Source organism: Frigoribacterium sp. CFBP 13605, assembly GCF_014839405.1.
In the GTDB taxonomy this organism is placed as follows: domain Bacteria; phylum Actinomycetota; class Actinomycetes; order Actinomycetales; family Microbacteriaceae; genus Frigoribacterium.
The window spans coordinates 23,951-42,174 of the sequence record NZ_JACYNS010000010.1 but is presented as its reverse complement, the minus strand read 5'-3'; the positions used below and the strand labels follow the sequence as shown (position 1 = coordinate 42,174).

21 protein-coding genes are annotated in these 18,224 nt (G+C 71.1%); 5 read left to right on the top strand and 16 right to left on the bottom strand.

Features of this window, described 5'->3' with window-relative positions:
* Positions 1-106 precede the first annotated feature (106 nt).
* The 3 genes from IFT36_RS04650 to IFT36_RS04640 are packed head-to-tail and all read right to left on the bottom strand — an operon-like array spanning position 107 to position 3,120.
* Positions 107-958: a PPK2 family polyphosphate kinase gene (locus tag IFT36_RS04650; protein WP_056046567.1), complete on the bottom strand. Its 852-nt coding sequence runs from the start codon at positions 956-958 to the stop codon at positions 107-109.
* 53 nt (positions 959-1,011) lie between these two features.
* A complete protein-coding gene (gene menD / locus IFT36_RS04645; protein WP_200412529.1) occupies positions 1,012-2,760 on the bottom strand; it encodes a 2-succinyl-5-enolpyruvyl-6-hydroxy-3-cyclohexene-1-carboxylic-acid synthase in 1,749 nt (582 codons plus the stop codon).
* Positions 2,761-3,120, bottom strand: coding sequence for a PLD nuclease N-terminal domain-containing protein (locus IFT36_RS04640; RefSeq protein ID WP_056046571.1), 360 nt, complete (start codon positions 3,118-3,120; stop codon positions 2,761-2,763).
* Between the two features lie 177 nt (positions 3,121-3,297).
* Here IFT36_RS04640 and IFT36_RS04635 point away from each other — a divergent pair, with 177 nt between their 5' ends.
* Positions 3,298-3,585 (top strand): DUF4229 domain-containing protein, encoded by a 288-nt coding sequence (locus tag IFT36_RS04635; RefSeq protein WP_056047790.1) that lies wholly within the window; start codon positions 3,298-3,300, stop codon positions 3,583-3,585.
* A 44-nt stretch (positions 3,586-3,629) separates the two neighbouring features.
* Here the strand turns inward: IFT36_RS04635 and IFT36_RS04630 are convergent, their stop codons facing one another.
* From IFT36_RS04630 to IFT36_RS04615, 4 genes are read right to left on the bottom strand one after another with little or no spacing between them, the layout of a single operon-like run.
* Positions 3,630-4,586: a 1,4-dihydroxy-2-naphthoate polyprenyltransferase gene (locus IFT36_RS04630; protein ID WP_159826068.1), complete on the bottom strand. Its 957-nt coding sequence runs from the start codon at positions 4,584-4,586 to the stop codon at positions 3,630-3,632.
* Positions 4,587-4,614: 28 nt separating this feature from the next.
* Positions 4,615-5,775, bottom strand: a complete 1,161-nt coding sequence (locus IFT36_RS04625) for an AMP-binding protein (RefSeq protein ID WP_200412528.1) — start codon at positions 5,773-5,775, stop codon at positions 4,615-4,617.
* Positions 5,775-6,683, bottom strand: coding sequence for a 1,4-dihydroxy-2-naphthoyl-CoA synthase (locus IFT36_RS04620; protein WP_056046577.1), 909 nt, complete (start codon positions 6,681-6,683; stop codon positions 5,775-5,777). The genes IFT36_RS04625 and IFT36_RS04620 overlap by 1 nt, the downstream gene beginning before the upstream one ends.
* A 44-nt stretch (positions 6,684-6,727) precedes the next feature.
* Positions 6,728-7,159: a hypothetical protein gene (locus IFT36_RS04615; RefSeq protein ID WP_200412527.1), complete on the bottom strand. Its 432-nt coding sequence runs from the start codon at positions 7,157-7,159 to the stop codon at positions 6,728-6,730.
* Positions 7,160-7,201: 42 nt separating this feature from the next.
* On the opposite strand from IFT36_RS04615, the gene IFT36_RS04610 reads away from it, so the two are divergent.
* Positions 7,202-8,218 (top strand): o-succinylbenzoate synthase, encoded by a 1,017-nt coding sequence (locus tag IFT36_RS04610; RefSeq protein ID WP_200412526.1) that lies wholly within the window; start codon positions 7,202-7,204, stop codon positions 8,216-8,218.
* 45 nt (positions 8,219-8,263) lie between these two features.
* Here IFT36_RS04610 and ccsB read toward each other — a convergent pair whose 3' ends face one another.
* Genes ccsB through IFT36_RS04585 form a run of 5 tightly spaced genes read right to left on the bottom strand, consistent with a single transcriptional unit; the run spans position 8,264 to position 13,134 of the window.
* The gene (ccsB, locus tag IFT36_RS04605; protein WP_159826062.1) at positions 8,264-9,274 is read right to left on the bottom strand and encodes a c-type cytochrome biogenesis protein CcsB; all 1,011 of its coding nucleotides are present in this window, start codon (positions 9,272-9,274) and stop codon (positions 8,264-8,266) included.
* Entirely contained in the window at positions 9,274-11,112 is a 1,839-nt protein-coding gene (resB, locus tag IFT36_RS04600) for a cytochrome c biogenesis protein ResB (RefSeq protein ID WP_159826060.1), read from the bottom strand. The genes ccsB and resB overlap by 1 nt, the downstream gene beginning before the upstream one ends.
* On the bottom strand, positions 11,096-11,860 hold the full coding sequence (locus tag IFT36_RS04595) for a cytochrome c biogenesis CcdA family protein (protein WP_056046586.1): 765 nt from the start codon (positions 11,858-11,860) through the stop codon (positions 11,096-11,098). The genes resB and IFT36_RS04595 overlap by 17 nt, the downstream gene beginning before the upstream one ends.
* The gene (locus tag IFT36_RS04590) at positions 11,861-12,490 is read right to left on the bottom strand and encodes a TlpA disulfide reductase family protein (protein ID WP_056046589.1); all 630 of its coding nucleotides are present in this window, start codon (positions 12,488-12,490) and stop codon (positions 11,861-11,863) included.
* Positions 12,487-13,134: a histidine phosphatase family protein gene (locus IFT36_RS04585; protein WP_056046592.1), complete on the bottom strand. Its 648-nt coding sequence runs from the start codon at positions 13,132-13,134 to the stop codon at positions 12,487-12,489. Before IFT36_RS04585 ends, IFT36_RS04590 begins: the two co-directional genes overlap by 4 nt.
* A 120-nt stretch (positions 13,135-13,254) precedes the next feature.
* On the opposite strand from IFT36_RS04585, the gene aspS reads away from it, so the two are divergent.
* Positions 13,255-14,589, top strand: a complete 1,335-nt coding sequence (gene aspS / locus IFT36_RS04580) for an aspartate--tRNA(Asn) ligase (protein ID WP_056046595.1) — start codon at positions 13,255-13,257, stop codon at positions 14,587-14,589.
* A 78-nt stretch (positions 14,590-14,667) separates the two neighbouring features.
* On the opposite strand, the gene IFT36_RS04575 is transcribed toward aspS, so the two are convergent.
* The 4 genes from IFT36_RS04575 to IFT36_RS16870 all read right to left on the bottom strand — a co-directional run bounded on the left by IFT36_RS04575 (position 14,668) and on the right by IFT36_RS16870 (position 16,075).
* Complete coding sequence (locus IFT36_RS04575) at positions 14,668-14,934, bottom strand: glutaredoxin family protein (protein WP_192124555.1); 267 nt, start codon at positions 14,932-14,934, stop codon at positions 14,668-14,670.
* A 90-nt stretch (positions 14,935-15,024) separates the two neighbouring features.
* Positions 15,025-15,123, bottom strand: coding sequence for a 30S ribosomal protein bS22 (locus IFT36_RS04570; RefSeq protein ID WP_003792170.1), 99 nt, complete (start codon positions 15,121-15,123; stop codon positions 15,025-15,027).
* Positions 15,124-15,230: 107 nt separating this feature from the next.
* Positions 15,231-15,425 carry a helix-turn-helix domain-containing protein gene (locus tag IFT36_RS04565; protein ID WP_043593002.1) on the bottom strand — a complete coding sequence of 65 codons (195 nt, stop codon included), beginning with the start codon at positions 15,423-15,425 and terminating at the stop codon, positions 15,231-15,233.
* A gap of 113 nt (positions 15,426-15,538) precedes the next feature.
* The gene (locus IFT36_RS16870; protein ID WP_082460318.1) at positions 15,539-16,075 is read right to left on the bottom strand and encodes an ArsR/SmtB family transcription factor; all 537 of its coding nucleotides are present in this window, start codon (positions 16,073-16,075) and stop codon (positions 15,539-15,541) included.
* A gap of 36 nt (positions 16,076-16,111) precedes the next feature.
* Between IFT36_RS16870 and IFT36_RS04555 the strand changes: the two genes are divergently transcribed.
* Both IFT36_RS04555 and IFT36_RS04550 read left to right on the top strand, forming a co-directional pair.
* Positions 16,112-17,560 (top strand): TrkH family potassium uptake protein, encoded by a 1,449-nt coding sequence (locus tag IFT36_RS04555; protein ID WP_370516184.1) that lies wholly within the window; start codon positions 16,112-16,114, stop codon positions 17,558-17,560.
* On the top strand, positions 17,553-18,224 hold the full coding sequence (locus tag IFT36_RS04550) for a potassium channel family protein (RefSeq protein ID WP_043593005.1): 672 nt from the start codon (positions 17,553-17,555) through the stop codon (positions 18,222-18,224). Before IFT36_RS04555 ends, IFT36_RS04550 begins: the two co-directional genes overlap by 8 nt.

Here is an 18,224-nt window from a genome sequence, read left to right as displayed (position 1 = left end):
GGGGGACCCGTGAGCAACACGCGTACCCCGAACCGTACCGTTCGACGACCGGCGATCGCCGGAGGCACCTGAACGGACGCGTCCGACCCGAGCGGACTGTCCCCCGCTACGACGTCGCGAGCTTCGTCTTCTCGAGCTCGACGTCGAACTGCGCGACGGGCCAGTCGAGCCCGCGCGACGCGAGGGCGTCGATCAGCAGCTTCTGGACGGCGACCCGGGCGTACCACTTGCGATCGGCCGGCACGACGAACCACGGGGCGGTCCCGGTCGACGTGCGACGGATCGCCGTCTCGTAGGCGTCTTGGTAGTCGTTCCAGACGAGACGCTCCTCGAGGTCGCCGGGGTTGTACTTCCAGTGCTTGTCGGGGCGGTCGAGTCGGTCCGCGAGGCGTTCCTTCTGCTCGTCGGACGAGATGTGCAGCATCACCTTGACCAGCGTGGTGCCGTTCGCGACGAGCTCGTCCTCGAACTCGACGATGTCGGCGTACCGCTGTTCGATGTCCTCGGGCGGCGCGAGGCGGCGCACCTTGCCGATCAGCACGTCCTCGTAGTGCGAGCGGTCGAAGACCCCGATCATGCCGGGGCCGGGCAGCTCGCGCCGCACCCGCCACAGGAAGTCGTGCGCGAGCTCGTCGGGCGTCGGCGACTTGAAGGCATGGTGCGCGACGCCCTGGGGGTCGACGGCGCCCACGACGTGCCGGACGATGCCGCCCTTGCCGGCGGTGTCCATCGCCTGCAGGACCAACAGCACGTTGCCGGTGCTGCCCCCGCTCCGGCTCTGCGCGAACATCTTCTCCTGGAGCTCGCTCAGGGTCTCGCGACCCGACTCGAGCGCCTGCTGTGCGTACGCCTTGTCACCCGCGAAGCCCGGGGTGGACGAGGTGTCGACGTCGGCGAGCACGAAGCCCTCACCGGCTCGGAGGGACTGGGAGGGCGGGGTCGTCCACGTCTTGGCCATGCCCTCGACCCTACGACCGAGCGACCCGATCCGCCCTGGCGTGGCGCGGACGCTCAGCGGGAGAGGGGCACCTCGATCAGAACCGGCCCGTCGTACCGGGCGACGAGGGCCTGGTCGAGCTCCGCCCGCGTGGCCGCCTCGACGTACTGCCAGCCGTAGGCCACGGCGAGTGCCGAGAGGTCGACCTCGTGAGGGGTGAACTGCACACGGGTCATCGCCTCGGGCGACGCGGTGGCCGCGACCTCGAGCCCGTCGAAGATGGTGCCGCCGCCGTCGTTGCCGACGACCACCTGCAACCGGGGCCTGGTCTCGCCGAGGCCGAGGAGCATCGAACCGACGTCGTGCAACAAGGTCAGGTCGCCGACGAGCACGCGGGTGGTGCCGGCTGCGGGGTCGTCACGCTGGCTGGCGAGGGCGATGCCGGTGGCCGTGGCGATCGTGCCGTCGATGCCGGCCAGCCCACGGTTGGCGTGCACGGGGATCTTCTTGCCCGGCACGATCTGGTCGAGTTCGCGGATGAGCCTCGACGCACCCAACACGAGGCGGTCGTGTGGCCAGCTGACGCGCCACAGAGCCTCGGCGAGGGCGCGGCGCGTCACCGGCCGCCGCAGCAGCTGCACCTCGCGACGCAGGAACTCGGCCTGTTCGGCCGCCTCGGTGCGACCGGCCGAGCCCTCGGCCGTCCCGTCGGCCCCGGGACCGTCGGCCGCGTCCTCGGACTCGGCCTCGGCCTCGAGCAGGCGACGACCCGTGTGGACCCAGCGCCCGACCCACGTGCGATGAGCGGCGTCGTCGGTCGAACCGACCCCCGAGGAGGCGCGGTCCACCTCGACGGCCTCGACCACGCGCGCGGAGCGACCCGGGTCGTAGGCTTCGGCCCCCGCCGCACGGACGACCACGACCTCGACCCCGCCACGGGTGAGCAGCGAGGGGATCTGACGGCTGAGGGTCGGGTGCCCGAAGACCACCACCCGACGGACGCGGCCGCCGAAGTCGGCGTCGTCGAGCAGGGCACGGTACGACGAGACGAGGTGCGGCCCGAAACGGGCCCCGCTCGAGACCTCGGCCACGAGCGGGGCACCCAGTGCCCGGGCAGCGGCCTCGGCCTCGGGGCCGGCGGCGTGCCCGGCGACGACGAGGGTCGCGGGGTCGACGTCGACCTCGAGCGCGGATGGTGCCACGAGCGGCGCGACCTCGACCGGCGCGGGGTGGGCGGCGGGCAGCGACTGCTCGCCCGACGACAGGGGCTCGCGGAACGCGACGTTGAGCTGGACCGGGCCGCGCGAACGCCCGAGGGCACCGTGGGAGTCGCCGCCGAGGGCCTCGGCGACGGCCTCGCGCGCGAGCGTGCGGACGGCCTCGTGGTCGACCGGACCGGAGCGGGGAGCCTCGACGTCGCGCACCCACCCGACGGCGCTCGCGAAGAGACCCGGTTGCACCGTCGTCTGGTTCGAGCCGATCCCGCGCATCTCGGAGGGACGGTCGGCGCTCACGACGATCATGGGCACACCCGAGTGGTGCGCCTCGAGCACGGCGGGGTGGAGGTTCGCCACGGCGGTGCCCGACGTGGTGATCACGACGCTCGGGACGCCCGTCTCGGCGGCGAGACCCAACGCCAGGAATCCGCCCGAACGCTCGTCGATGCGCACGTGGACCGACAACCGACCGGCGATCTCGAACTCGGCGGCCGCGAGGGCCAGGGCCTGGCTTCGGGACCCAGGGCTGAGCACCACGTCGCGGACACCCGCGTCGGCGAGGGACGCGAGCAGCGACAGGGCGTACTCGGTCGACGGACTGGTCACTTACTGCTTGCCGGTCTTGTCGTCGTTGTCGAGGTCGAGCAGCTCTTGCTCGAGGCGACGGATGCGCTCGTCGGTCGTCTCGCGGTCGAGGTCGCTCGTCGTGCGCCAGGACGTCCCCGAGAACTCGGGGTCGTCGTCGGGTGCGATGGTGCGCGTCGCGGCGGGGCGGCCGCTCTTGCGCGCCCGCCCGAGCACGAACCACAGCACCGCGCCGATGACGGGGAGGAGGACGATGATGACGGCCCAGAGGGGCTTGTTGAGGGCCCGGAACCGTGAGGCGTCGGCGAACAGGCAGTCGATGAGCGCGAAGATGACGAATGCCGCCGCGGCGACGATGCCCACGATGAAGAGCCTGACCATGGACCGAGCCTAGTTCTCGATCCGGTGCAACGCCTGATGGTCGGTCGGCCGTTGCGGAGCTGTGACGTACGGCGCGAGGCGGTGCCGCACCGCGCCTCCTCGGCCCGTCGGATCGCGGCCGCACGGCCCGTCCGCCGCGGGGCGGGCGCACACCTCACGGACCGTAGACTCCTCGTCGTGAAACCCTGGCTCAAGTACTCGATCGTCCGCCTCGGCCTGTTCGCGGTCGTGCTGGGCCTGCTGCTGGTGCTGAGGTTCGACCCCTTCTGGGCCACGCTGATCGCGGCGGTCGTCGGCTTCTGCGTCTCGTACCTGTTCTTCGCGCCGCTGCGCCGGAAGGTCGCGCTCGACCTCGCCGACCGCCGGTCGCGCCCGGCCAAGCTCGACGACGACTCCGTCGCCGAGGACGAGGCCATCGCCGAGGACGACGGCGAGCGCGCACGCCGCATCGACGGCCAGGCCTGACCGCCCCCGGGCCGCGAGCCCGGGCCGCGAGCCCGGGCCGGACCCTAGAAGAAGAGCGCGGCCGACAAGGCGAGAGCCCAGACCAGGGCCGTCAACGACGACAGCTGCAGGGCGAGGATCAGCTCACGGGGCGTCTTGCCCGTGACGCCGATCACCGCGGCGGGCACCGCGACGATGAGCGTGAAGTAGACGTAGGGCGCGTGCAGGTACAGGAACGCGAAGTACACGAGGATGAAGAACGGCAGCAGCAGGAACAGCGCGTAAAGGGCGCGCGCCACCGGGTCGCCGACGACGACCGCGAGGGTGCGCTTGCCGGCGGCGGTGTCTTGCGGGATGTCGCGCACGTTGTTGATCATCAGGACCGCGCAGGCGAACAGCCCGGCGGCGACCCCCGCCACCCAGGCGTCGAACGGGAACTCGCGCAGCTGTACGAAGGTCGTGCCCACGGTCGCGACGAGCCCGAAGAACACGAAGACGAAGAGCTCGCCCAGGGCGTTGTAGCCGTAGGGCCGTTTGCCGCCGGTGTAGAACCAGGCGGCCACGACCGCGGCGGCGCCGACCGCGAGCAGCCACCAGATCTGGGTGATGACGACGACGACGACACCGGCGACGGCCGCGAGGGCGAAGAACGCCAGCGCCACCTTCAGCACGGTCTTCGGACGGACGCTGCCCGAGCCGGTCAGTCGCGAGGGCCCGACCCGGAAGTCGTCGGTGCCGCGGATGCCGTCCGAGTAGTCGTTCGAGTAGTTGACGCCGATCTGCAGGAACACCGCGACGGCGAGGCAGAGAAGCGCCAGGGTGAGGTCCCAGCCACCGTTCGCCCGGGCGACACCGGTGCCGAGGGCGACCGGGGCGATGCCCAGCGGCAGGGTGCGCAGGCGGGCACCGCCGATCCAGTCGCCGGCCGTCACGCGACGGACCGGCTGCTTGCCGGGCCGCCCGCCCGGTCGGCCACCGGGGCGGCCGTTGCGCTTGGGGGTCGAGGTCTTCGTCTTCGCCACGTGGTCGAGTCTAGTTCGCAGCCGGCTATCAGCTTGCCGCGAGGCCGGCGACCAGGCGGGTCAGCGCCACCCGGTCCGGCTTGCCGCTCGCGAGCACGGGCACCGCGTCGACCCTGACGATGCGATCGGGTGCCGCGGCTCGACCGGCGGCGGCGACCACCGCGGATCGCAGTGCCGCCAGGTCGTCGGCGGCCGACGGCGCAGGAGGCGCGGTGTCGGTGACCACGACGGGCACCTCGCCCCACCGGGCGTGCGCCGCGCGGACGACCACGGCGTCGGCGAGCCCCGGCTGCTCGCGCACGACCCGCTCGACGACGCCGAGCGACACCTTCTCGCCACCCGAGACGATCACGTCGTCGAGCCGGCCGCTCACGGTCAGCACCCCGCCGGGCGACACCGTTCCGGCGTCGCCCGTGCGGTACCAGCGCAGGCCGTCGCGCGTGACGAAGGCCGCAGCCGTGCGCTCGGGGTCGTCGAGGTACCCCTCGGCCAGCGACGGCCCGCTCAGCTCGACCTGGCCGTCGACGACCTCGACGCGGGTGCGGCCCACGGGCACGCCGTCGTACACGCACCCGCCACTGGTCTCGCTCGACCCGTAGGTGCGCACGACGGTCACCCCGAGCCGACGGGCCCGTTCGACGAGGGGGCCGGGAGTCGCCTGCCCGCCCACCAGGAGGGCGTCGAAGCGGCGCAGCACGTCGGCCACGCCGGCGTCCTCGTCGGCGGCGTCGAGCGCCGTCGAGAGCTGCGCGGGGACGAGCGACGAGTACCGCACGGGGTGCTCGAGCCGACCGGCGGCGGCGACGAAGTCGGCGACGTCGAAGTGGCCGGGCGTCAGCAGGGCCGGCTCGGTGCCCGAGGCGATCGAGCGGACGAGCACGTTCAGCCCCGCGACGTAGTGCGCCGGCAGGGCGAGCACCCACTGCCCGGGCCCGGCCAGGGCACCGTCGGCCGCGGCGGCACCGGCGAGCACCGCGTCGGAGGACAGGGCCACGCGCTTCGGGCGTCCGCTCGAGCCGCTGGTCTCGACGACCAGCGACACCGCCTGCGGCACGAGTCCCGGGAGGTCGGCGGGCACACGGTCGTCCGTCCGGGGCGCCACCGCGGGACCCCCCTCGAGCGCGACCCGGAGGGCGTCGAGCACCGCACCGGGCTCACGTGCGTCGACCGCCCGCAGGGTGCGCGTCATCAGTACTGCCAGGGGAAGGGCGACCAGTCGGGAGCACGCTTCTCGAGGAACGAGTCGCGTCCTTCGACGGCCTCGTCGGTGCCGTAGGCGAGGCGGGTCGCCTCGCCCGCGAAGACCTGCTGACCGACGATGCCGTCGTCGGTCGCGTTGAAGGCGAACTTGAGCATGCGGATGGCGGTCGGCGACTTCGTCAGGATGGTGCGCGCCATGGCGAGCGCCTCGCGTTCGAGGTCGACGTGTGGCACGACCCGGTTGACGGCACCCATCTCGTGGGCACGGTCGGCGCTGTACTCCTCTGCCAGGAAGAACACCTCGCGAGCGAACTTCTGACCGATCTGCTTGGCGAAGTAGGCGCTGCCGTAGCCCGCGTCGAACGACCCCACGTCGGCGTCCGTCTGCTTGAACCGACCGTGTTCGCGACTGGCGATCGTCAGGTCGCAGACGACGTGCAACGAGTGGCCGCCACCGGCCGCCCAACCGGGCACCACGGCGATGACGACCTTGGGCATGAACCGGATGAGCCGCTGCACCTCGAGGATGTGCAGCCGCCCCGCCGACGCCGGGTCGGGCACGTTCGCCTGGTCGCCCTCTGCTTTGTAGCCGTCACGACCGCGGATGCGCTGGTCGCCACCGCTGCAGAACGCCCAGCCCCCGTCCTTCGCGCTGGGACCGTTGCCGGTCAGCAGGACGACCCCGATGCGGCTGTTCATGCGGGCGTCGTCGAGCACCCGGTAGAGCTCGTCGACCGTGTGCGGCCGGAACGCGTTGCGCACCTCGGGGCGGTCGAAGGCCACGCGGGCCACCCGCCCGTCGAGGCTGTGGTGGTAGGTGACGTCGGTCAGGGCGTCGAACCCCTCGACCCCCCGCCACTCGGTCGGATCGAACAGGTCGGACACCTCGGAAGCCATGTCGCCAGCCTAGCGACGGGGTCCGACCTCGCCGCCTGGCGGGGTCAGACCGTCGAGACGAACCGCCCGATCAGCCAGACGAGCACGAACGGGTTCGACAGCGAGCTGAGGACCACCGCGGCCACCCCCCACCACCGGCCGCGGCGCAGGACGGCGGCCATCAGACCGATCACCCCGACGACGACGGAGGCCAACAGGGTGACCAACGCGAGGACGGCGGCCGGGCTCACGGCGTCCGCGGCCAGGAGTCCCAGGGCCACACCGTCGAGTGCGAGCAGCACGACGGCCAGGACGAACGTGACGACGCCGAGGCGTCGGCTGCGCGGAGGGTCGAGCACGTCGTGACCGGGACCGTCGAAGACCCGGAGGCCGTCGGCCTCGGACGAGGCGCGGCCGAGGCCGTCGCGCCCCGGGTCGGAGGGATCGTCGGGTGAGGGCTCCGGTCGTCGGACGGGCTCGGGTTCGCGGTCGACCATGACGCACGACCTTACCGGGGTCCCCGGTGCGACACTGGGCGGATGCCGACCGTCGACCGCGCACCGTCCACGACTCCCCCGCTGCCTCCCCTGGCCGACCTGGTCGAGGGTGCCCACGTCGTCCGTCTCCCCCTCCGCACCCGGTTCCGGGGACTCGACGCACGCGAGGCCCTGGTGGTCGAAGGCCCGTCGGGCTGGACCGAGTTCAGCCCCTTCGTCGAGTACGGACCGGCCGAGGCGGCCGCCTGGCTCGCGGCCACGATCGACTTCGGCTGGGGTCGGCTCCCCGAGGGGGGCGCCCGCCGGGTGGCGGTCAACGCGACCCTGCCGGCCGTCGCCGCCGACCGGGTGCCCGACGTGCTCGCCCGCTACCGCGGCTGCCGGACGGTCAAGGTCAAGGTCGCCGAGCGCGGTCAGACCCTCGCGGACGACATCGCCCGCGTCGCCGCAGCCCGCGACTGGGTCGGCCCCGAGGGGCGCGTCCGCGTCGACGCCAACGGAGGATGGTCCGTCGAGTCGGCCGAGGAGGCGCTGGTCGGGATGGCACCGTACGCCCTGGAGTACGCCGAACAGCCCTGCGCCACGGTGCCCGAGCTCGCCGAGCTGCGACGCCGCGTCTCGGGGACGGGCGTGCTCGTCGCCGCCGACGAGAGCGTCCGCAAGGCCGACGACCCGCTGGCCGTGGCCCGGGCCGGGGCCGCGGACCTCCTCGTGGTCAAGGCCCAACCGCTCGGCGGCGTCACCGCCGCACTGCGCATCGTCGCGGCGGCCGGGCTGCCCGTCGTCGTGTCGAGCGCCCTCGACACGTCGGTCGGACTCAGCATGGGGGCGCACCTCGCCGCCGCCGTGCCCGGGCTCCGCCACGACTGCGGGCTCGGCACGGCCGCCCTGCTCGGGGCCGACGTCACGCGTGATCCCCTGCTGCCCGTCGACGGGGAGATCGACGTGCGACGGGTCGAGGTCGACGTCGACCTGCTCCGCCGCCACGCGGTGGACGACGACCGACGCGAGGTGTGGCTGGAGCGGCTGCGCGCCTCCTACGCCGTGCTCGCGGGCTGACGCCCCGTCGCACGCGGCGGCGGGCGACGCCACGGCGTCGGTGCGTCAGAGACCCGAGTACGCGTGCAGGCCCTTGAAGAAGACGTTGACGACCGAGAAGTTGAACATGACCGCGGCGAAGCCGATGATCGACAGCCACGACGACCGGGCCCCGCGCCACCCGCGGGTCGCCCGCGCGTGGATGTACCCGGCGTAGAGCACCCAGATGATGAAGGTCCAGACCTCTTTGGTGTCCCAGCCCCAGTAGCGGCCCCACGCCCGCTCGGCCCAGATGGCGCCGGCGATGAGGGTGAAGGTCCAGAGGACGAAGCCGACGAGGGCGATGCGGTAGGCCAGGTCTTCGAGGCGCTCGGCGCCCGGGAGGGTGTCGAGGAAGCGCAGGCCGGCGAGCTTGGACTGCTCACGCTTCGTCTGCACGAGCTGGGCGGCCGAGAGCCCGGCGGCGATGGCGAAGAACGCCGTGCCGAGGATGGCCACGAAGACGTGGATCACCAGCCAGGCGGACTGGAGCGCCGGCGGCAGCGGCGAGACCGCCACGTAGTAGTTGACGGTGCCGATCGCGAGCAGCACCAGGTTGAGGCCCATGACGTACGCGCCGAGGAACCGCAGGTTGACCACCAGCTGGACGGCCAGGTAGACCCCGACGATGATCGCGGTGCCGGTCAGCGAGAACTCGAACATGTTCGCCCACGGCACGCGACCGGCGGCCAGTCCACGCAGGACGACCGAGGAGACGTGGACGACGAAGCCCAGGAGCATCATGGCGATGGCGACGCGCTCGAAGCTCGAGGCCTTGGCGGACCCACCGGCGGCGGGGACCGCCCCGCCCGCTCCGCCCGACGGCCGGTCGAGGACGACGGTGCTGCCGCCCGACGACGAGCGCGAGACGGTGGTGGTCGCGAGGGCCTCGGCCTTGGCCGCACGGGCCGCCGCCTGCTGGGCGTCACCGGACCGCTTCGCCAGGTCGAGGGCGAAGGCCACGAACGAGATCGTGTAGATGGCCATCGCCGAGTACACGGCGACGAGCGAGTAGTAGGCGAGGTCGGCGGTCACCATCAGATCTTACGTCCGCGTCCCCCGGCGGCGGGGCCGGGTTTCTCGACGTCGTGACGGGCCGGGTCGTCGGCGACCTCGCGCGCGACGTCGGCCGGGACGCCCAGGCCGCCCAGGTGCGCCTTGGCGATGTCGCCGACGGCGCGTCCGAGCGTGGGGTCCTCGCCGCGGGCGAGCCCGGCGTACTCGAGCCGGACGCCGTCGCCGGTCTCGGTGGCCTTGACCCAGACCCGGCGGCGCGGCACGAACAACGCGGTCAGCAGACCGGCGAACGAGAGCCCCGCGAACAACAGCACCCAGACCTGCGAGGGGTCGTGGTGGATGTCGAACGAGGCGAACCGCTTCACCCCGTCGAAGGTGATCGTGCCGAGACCGTCGGGGATCGTCGCCGTCTCGCCCGGGGTCAGCTGGACCGCTTTCTCCTGCGCGTCGTCGTCGGTGCCGGCCAGCGGGGTCAGACCGTCGGTGTCGAGCGTGTAGACGGACGTCGGCACCCCGGCGTCCAGCCCGAGGTCGCCCGAGTAGACGTTCAGGCTGAGCACGGGGTTCGTGGTGTCCGGGTCGGTGGACGTCAGGGCCCCCGTGCCGTTGTCCGCCGCCGTGGGGTAGAAGAACCCGATCATGCCGAGCTGCCGGGGCAGGGCGTCGGGCACCTTGATGACGCCGAGCGAGGTGAGGTTGGTGTCCTGCGGCAGGAACGGGACCGTGTCCCGGAACGCGACGTTGCCCTCGCCGTCGCGCACCGTCACGTCGACCGCGTAGCCGTTGCCCAGCAGGTAGACGTTCGAACCGCCGATCGACAGGGGCGAGTTGACCTTGATCTGCGTCTTCTCGGCGTCGCCACCCCGCGCCTGCGCGGTGACGTCGGCGGTGAAGTCGGTGGCCATGCCGGCCGCGCCCGCGGTGTCGGGCGCGTACTCGGTCGAGAACCGGTCGAGCGCGATCGAGAAGGGCGACAGCTGCGCCTCGTCGAACCAGCGGCCCGGGTTGAACGAGTCGTACGAGCCGAGCACGTTCGAGAAGGTCTGACCCTCGACGACCACGCGCTGGCCCGAGTAACCGAAGCCGCCGCCGACGCCGACGGTCAGGAGCACGCCGACGAGCGCCGAGTGGAACACCAGGTTGCCGGTCTCGCGCAGGTAGCCGCGTTCGGCGCTGACCGAGTCGCCGAAGACCTGCGTGCGGTAGCCGGAGCGCTTCAGCTGGGCCCGGGCCGCGTCGACGGCACGGGCGGCCGTGATCGAGGCCTCACCCGCGCCTCCTGCGGTCTCGAGCGTGATCGACCGGTACCCGGCCAGGCGCGACAACCGCGCGGGGGTCTTCGGGGGTCGAGCTCGCAACGCCTCGAAGTGGTGCCGGGTGCGCGGGATGATGCAGCCGATCAGCGAGATGAAGAGCAGCAGGTAGACGGCCGAGAACCAGGGCGACGAGTAGGTGTCGAAGACGCCGAGCTTGTCGAGCACCGGGAACAGGTCGGGATGGTCGGTGCGGTACTGGACCACGCCGTTGGGGTCGGAGGTGCGCTGCGGCACGAGCGAACCGGGGATCGCCGCGACGGCGAGCAGCATGAGCAGGAAGAGCGCGGTCTTCATGCTGGTCAGCTGTCGCCAGAAGAAGCGCAGGTAGCCGACGGGGCCGAGCTTCGGCTGCGTGATGCCCGCACCGTCGGAGGCCGCCGGTCGGACCGAGTCGATGTGGTCGCTCGGGCGCAACGGGTCGCCGCCGACGTCGGTGGCGTCCGCGTCGGTCAACCCGGTGTCGCTCCGCCCGGTGTCGGTCCCGGCGGCCACCGAGGAGGCGCGGGTCGCGTCGCCCCCGTCGCGGTCAGACGATCGTGCCATAGGTCGCGATCACCGCCCCGACGTGTGACATGAGGCTGGACCAGAGGCCCGTGACCATGAGCAGACCGATGAGCACGAGCAGTGACCCTCCGACGATGTTGACGACGCGGATGTGCCGCTTGACGAACGAGATGGATCGTGACGCCCACCCGAAGCCGAGCGCGACAAGCAGGAACGGGACCCCGAGGCCGATGCAGTAGAAGGCCCCGAGCAGGACGCCCTGCCAGGCCGAGCCCGAGCCCAGGGCGAGCACCTGCACGGCGGCCAGGGTGGGTCCGATGCAGGGGGTCCACCCGATGCCGAAGACGATGCCGAGCAGGGGCGCCCCGGCGAGACCCGTCTTCGGGAGGAACCCGGGCTTGAGGGTGCGTTGCAAGAACGTGAACTGCCCGATGAAGACGAGACCGAGCAGGATCACCACGACGCCCATGACCCGGGTGACGACGTCGCGCCACTGGATCAACCAGAACCCCGCCGAGGCGAAGGCGAGCGAGGTGCCGACGAAGACGACCGAGAAGCCGAGGATGAACAGGACGACGCCGAGGACGAGCCGGCGGCGGTCGCGGCGCCGGGCCCTCGCCTCGGTCGCCCCCGTCGTCAGACCGCCGACGTAACCGAGGTACCCCGGCACGAGCGGCAGCACGCACGGCGACAGGAACGAGATGAGCCCCGCCAGCAGGGCCACCGGCAGGCCGACCGCGAGCTGACCGCCCACGACCGCGTCGAAGAAGGGATTGCCCTGGTACACCTAGGACGTCTCGGCGAGGGTGTCGGAGATCAGGGTGTCGAGGATGCCGGGCCCGTCGAGACCGCCCAGGATGCGCGCCGCGATGCGGCCCTGCTTGTCGAGGACGATCGTGGTCGGCACGGCGTTGGGCGCGATCGTGCCGGCGAGGGCGAGCTGGACCGCCCCGTCGTTGGCGTCGACGACCGACGGGTAGGTGACGTCGAAGGTGCGGGCGAAGGCCAGGGAGGTGTCGGCCTGGTCGCGCACGTTGACGCCGAGGAACTCGACGCCCTTGTCGGCGTAGGACTGGTTGAGCTTCTCCAGCTCCGGTGCTTCGAGACGGCAGGGCGGGCACGCCGCGTACCAGAAGTTGAGGACGACGACCTCGCCCTCGTGGTCGCTCCTCGAGACGGTCTCGCCCGCGTCCGTCTCGGCCGTGAACGCGACCGGGTCGGTGCGGTCCTCGGGCGCGATCTCGGTCACGGTGCCGTTGCCCGAGATGTAGTTCTCGGTCGTGCCGTTGCCGTACTGCTTCGCGAGGTCGTCGGCGGTGGACGAGCACCCCGTGGCGACGACGCCCAGGACTGCAGCGAGCGCGAGGCCCCGGACCACGAGTCGGGCTCGGGTCGGACGGATGGTCTTCTGGCTCACACTGCTCCCAGGTCGACGGCGGATTGGTTCAAGTGTGCAGCGGGTTCCTGGTAGCCGACCTCGACGAAGCCCCCCTCGCGGCGTTCGAGCGTCGTGATGCTCGAGAGGGTGCAGCGGCGGCGGCGCGGGTCGTGGAACAGGCGGGCGCCCGTCACGCTCCGGTGGACCATCCAGATGGGCAGCTGGTGGCTGACGAGCACGACGTCGCCCTCGTCGACGCTCGACCAGGCCTCGTCGACCGCCGAGAGCATGCGGGCGGCGATGCTCACGTAGGCCTCGCCCCAGCTCGGCTTCAGGGGGTTGACGATCCAGGGCCACTCGGCCGGCACCTTGAGCTGTTTCGCGATGGTGAAGTCGCTGCGTCGACCCTCGTACTTGTTGCTCGGCTCGATCAGCCGCTCGTCGACCTGCGTCTCGAGCCCGAAGGCCGACGACCACGGCGCCGCGCTCTCGCGGGTGCGCTGGAGCGGTGAGGCCACGACGGCACGGACCGGGACGCCCTGCTCGTGGAAGGCGTCGGCCGAGGCGGCCGCCATCCGGTGGCCGAGGTCGCTCAGGCCGAACCCGTCGAGGCGGCCGTAGAGCACGTGCTCGGGGTTGTGCACCTCACCGTGCCGGACGAGGTGGATCTGCTGCGCGGGCATGCGGACGAGTCTAGGTCGGGACCGCCTGCACACCTCCCACACGGGAAGCCCCAAGCTCGCCGTGGTCCGGCGGGGCCGTCCGGCGGGTCGCGCGAGGCGGTGACTGTAAACTCGGGCCTCGTGATCGAACGCACCCTCATCAAAGACCTGTCCGCGCTGCCCGACGGACCCGTGACCGTGACCGGCTGGGTCGAGACGGTGCGCGACCAGAAGAAGGTGCAGTTCGTCGTCCTCCGCGACGAGACGGGCGCCCTTCAACTGGTCCGCCCCCGTACCGCGGCCGACGTGCTCGAGGCCGCGGGCGAGACCGACGACGTCGCCGACGCGATCTCGTCGCTGTCGCAGGGCAGCTTCGTCACCGTCACGGGCGAGCTCAAGCACGACGAGCGCGTCAAGCTCGGCGGCATCGAGGTCAAGGTCGAGACGCTCGTCATCGACTCGCTGGCCGACCCCGAGACCCCCATCGCCGCCGACAGCGGCATCGACAAGCGCCTCGACTGGCGCTTCCTCGACCTGCGCGTCCCCCGCAACGCCCTGATCTTCCGCGTGCAGACGACCTTCGAGCACGCTCTGCGCACCTGGTGGATCGAGCGTGACTACGTCGAGATCCACACCCCGAAGCTCATGGCGACCCCGAGCGAGTCGAACGCCGAGCTGTTCAAGGTCGACTACTTCGACGGTGTCGCCTACCTGGCGCAGAGCCCCCAGTTCTTCAAGCAGATGGCCCAGTCGGCCGGCTTCGGCAAGATCTTCGAGATCGCTCCGGTGTTCCGGGCCGACCCGTCGTTCACGTCGCGTCACGCGACCGAGTTCACGGGGGTCGACGCCGAGATCAGCTACGTCGAGAGCCACGAGGACGTCATGCAGATGCAGGAGCAGCTGCTGGCCTTCGCGTTCCAGGCCGTGGCCGACAAGCACGGCGCCGAGATCAAGGAGCTCTTCGACGTCGACGTCGTGGTGCCGACCGTGCCGTTCCCCCGCATCCCCTTGGCCGAGGCCAAGCGCATCGTGGCCGAGCGCGGCTACGAGGTGCCCCGAGCGGACGCCGACATGGACCCCGAGGGCGAGCGCCGCATCGCCGAGTACGTCGCGGAGGAGTTCGGACACGACTTCGTGTACCTGACGGACTACGACGCCTCGATCCGCCCGTTCTATCACATGCGTCATGACGACGACCCGCAGCTCACCAAGAGCTACGACCTCATCTACCGCGGCACCGAGATCACCACGGGTGCGCAGCGCGAGCACCGCATCGAGGTGCTCGAGCAGCAGATCCGCGAGAAGGGCATGAAGCCCGAAGAGCTCTCGAGCTACCTCGACTTCTTCCGCTACGGCGCCCCGTCGCACGGCGGCTTCGGCATGGGCCTCGCCCGGGTGCTGATGCTCATGCTGAACCAGGCCAACCTGCGTGAGGTGACCTTCCTCTTCCGCGGCCCCACGCGCCTCCAGCCGTAGCTCCTCACCACGGATCACAGAAGCCCCGACGAGAGCGTCTCGTCGGGGCTTCTCGTCGTCGTGCGCCGTCGGCCGTCCTCAGCGGACGGCCGCGCGGAGCGCCGTCCGCAGGCGCTCGGGCTCGACCCGCCAGATGGTGTGCACGCGACCGTCGATCAGGACGACCGGGATCTCTTCCGCGTACTCGGCGGTGAGCTCGGCGTCGTCGAGGATGTTCTTCTCGTCGACGACCATGCCGGCATCGACGAACTCGGCTTCGGCCAGCACGCCGTGCACCGCGGAACGGGCGTCGTCGCACAGGTGGCAGCCCGGCTTGGTCAGGAGGGTGATTCGCGGTTCGGCCATGCCCTCAAGGGTAGCGAGGGCCGGCTGGCGCCCGGGCACGACGAAGGCCCCCGGCGACCGGTGGTCGGCGGGGGCCTTCGCGTCGAGCGACTACTTCTTGTTGCGACGCTGGTGACGAGTCTTGCGAAGCAGCTTGCGGTGCTTCTTCTTCGCCATGCGCTTGCGACGCTTCTTGATGACAGAACCCATAGAGGACCTCACTGATTTCTGGATTGGACCGACCGGGTCCGAAACAGAACCGCGGAAAAATGCCTCGGGTCAGTCTACTAGGACGGCCCGAGAAAGTCGAAGTGGGCCTACCCGACGTCGGCGATGCCGATTCGCAGCACGGCCGCGACGGCCGATTCCGGCACGCGGAAGGACCGCCCGAAGCGGATCGCCGGCAGCTCGCCCGAGTGGACCATGCGGTAGACCGTCATCTTCGACACGCGCATCATGTCGGCCACCTCGGCGACCGTGAGGAACCGCACATCCGACAGATCCTGCGACATGACCCTGCCTCGTCTCGGGCCCCGGGCGGGGCTGTGGAGCAGACGGGTGTTCCCCATGTGCCTGGGGGCAACTCTAGGGGCGCGTGTGACTCGGTGTAAAGGCGCCCGGGCCGCTACTGGCCGGTGCGTCCCCACCGCTTGCGGACGGGGTCGATGACGCGCTCGTCCAGGGCCCCGAGCGCGCTCTGGGCGTCGTGCAGGGCCGAGGAGGCGCGGTGCTGGGCCCCGGCCGCGTAGCGACCCAGCGTGCTCCCGACGTCCTCGGCGTCGGGCAGGTTCTCGGCCGCCCGCCGGAGCGGGGCGGGGACCGAGGCCCCGGCCCAGGCGGCGAAGGGCGTGCTGGCCAACGCCTCGGAGGTCAGCGAGTCGGCACTGACGAACGGGATCAACCAGTCCTCGACGACCTCGAGCGGCCCCGACTCGAGCGAGTAGTACCGGTGCTGCCCTTCTTCGCGGACGCGCACCAGACCGGCCTCGCGCAGCACCCGGAGGTGCTTCGAGACGGTCGGCTGGCTGACGCCGAGGGACGTGACCATCTCACCCACGCTGATGTCGGCATTGGCGGAGTCGGTCGACAGCGAGGCGTCGAGCAGCACCTTCAAGAGGTCTCGGCGGGTGGCGTCGGCGATCACGGCGAAGATGTCCGGCATGCGACCAGCGTAGTGACCCGGGATAGCATGACCGTCGTGACTCGCGCCCCCGTCGCCGGTCGACGCCGCCCCTCGGACCCCGGCCGCTCGCCCTGGCGCAGACTCAGCGACGCGATCGACGACATCGGTCGCAAGTCGCCCGCGCGCTTCGCCATCCTGATCTTCACCGGCCTCATCGTCGTCTTCACCCTGCTGTTCTCGCTGCCGATCGCCTCGGCCGACCGGACGATCACCCCGCTGGCCGACTCCGTGTTCACGGCCGTCTCGGTCATCTGCGTGACCGGCCTCGCGACGGTCGACATGGCCACCCACTGGTCCCTGTTCGGCCACGTCGTCATCTTCGTCGGCGTGCAGATCGGGGCGATCGGCGTGCTCACGCTCGCGTCGATCATGGGCCTCGTCGTCTCGCGCAAGCTCGGCCTCCGCGCCCGGCTCATGGCCGCCGGCGACCAGAACCCGCTGCGGGTGCACGCCGGCCCGGTGCCCGAGGGTCAGGCCGTGCGGCTCGGCGAGATCGGTGGCCTGCTGACGACGGTGGCCCTCAGCTCGTTCGTGATCCAGCTCGTCATCGCGGTGCTGATGATCCCCCGCATGCTGATCGACGGCATCCCCGTCGGCGACGCGGTGCTCGACAGCTTCTACTACTCGGCGATGGCCTTCACGAACACCGGGTTCACGCCCAATGCCGAGGGTCTGGCCGCCTTCGAGAACGACTACTGGTTCCTCAGCCTGATCATGGTCGGGGTCTTCCTCGGCAGCATCGGGTTCCCGGTGATCTACGCCCTGGCCCGGAACCCCCGCAACCCCCGGCGCTGGTCCGTCCACGTCAAGCTGACCCTGCTGACGACGGCGATCCTCATCGTGTTCGGCATGGTGCTCTACATCGTCCTCGAGTTCGACAACCCGAAGACGTTCGGCGGCATCGAGGCCGGCCCGACGGTGTTCCAGTCCCTGTTCCTCAGCATGATGACGAGGTCGGGCGGTTTCTCGACCATCCAGATCTCCGACCTGAACGGTTCGTCGCTCCTCGTCACCGACATGCTGATGTTCATCGGCGGCGGCTCGGCGTCGACCGCCGGAGGCATCAAGGTCACGACGCTCGCGGTGCTGTTCCTGGCGGCCTTCGCGGAGGCGCGCGGCCAGCGGTCGATGGAGGCGTTCGGCCGCCGCATCCCCAGCGACGTCCTGCGCCTGGCCGTCAGCGTCGTCCTCTGGGGCGCCACGATCGTCGCCGTGTCGAGCATCCTGATCATGCACATCACGAAGGAGCCCCTCGACCACGTGCTGTTCGAGTCCATCTCGGCGTTCGCCACCTCGGGGCTCAGCACCGGCCTGACCGACCGCCTGCCGGACTCGGCGAAGTACATCCTGGCGGTCACGATGTGGATGGGCCGCGTTGGTACAGTGACACTCTCCGTCGCCCTGGCCGCCAGCCAACGACGCCAGCTGTTCACCCGAGCCGAGGAGCGACCGATCGTTGGTTGACAAGATCAAGCACGACGCCCCGGTGCTCGTCATCGGCCTCGGACGCTTCGGCGCCGCGACCGCCGGACAGCTCGAACGGCAGGACCGTGACGTGCTCGCCGTCGACACCGACGCCGGGCTCGTGCAGAAATGGGCCGACCGCGTGACGCACGCGGTGCAGGCCGACGCCCGGAGCATCGACGCCCTCAAGCAGATCGGCGCGCAGGACTTCTCGATCGCGGTCGTCGCCGTCGGCTCGTCCATCGAGGCCAGCGTGCTCATCACGGCCAACCTGGTCGACCTGAAGGTGCCGCAGATCTGGGCGAAGGCGATCAGCCAGTCGCACGGCAAGATCCTCGCCCGCATCGGCGCAAACCACGTCATCTACCCCGAGCGCGAGGCCGGCGAGCGCGTCGCGCACCTCGTCTCCGGCCGGATGCTCGACTACATCGAGTTCGACGACGCCTTCGCCATCGTCAAGATGTATCCGCCGAAGCCCGTCCGCGGTGCCTCGTTGGCCGCGTCGAACATCCGCAAGAAGTACGGCATCACGATCGTCGGCGTCAAGAGCCCCGGTGGCGCGTTCGTCGAGGCGACCCCCGAGACGGTCATCAGCAACCACGACCTGATCATCGTGTCGGGCGACAGCCGCGCCATCGAGCGCTTCGCCGCCCTCGAGGGCTGA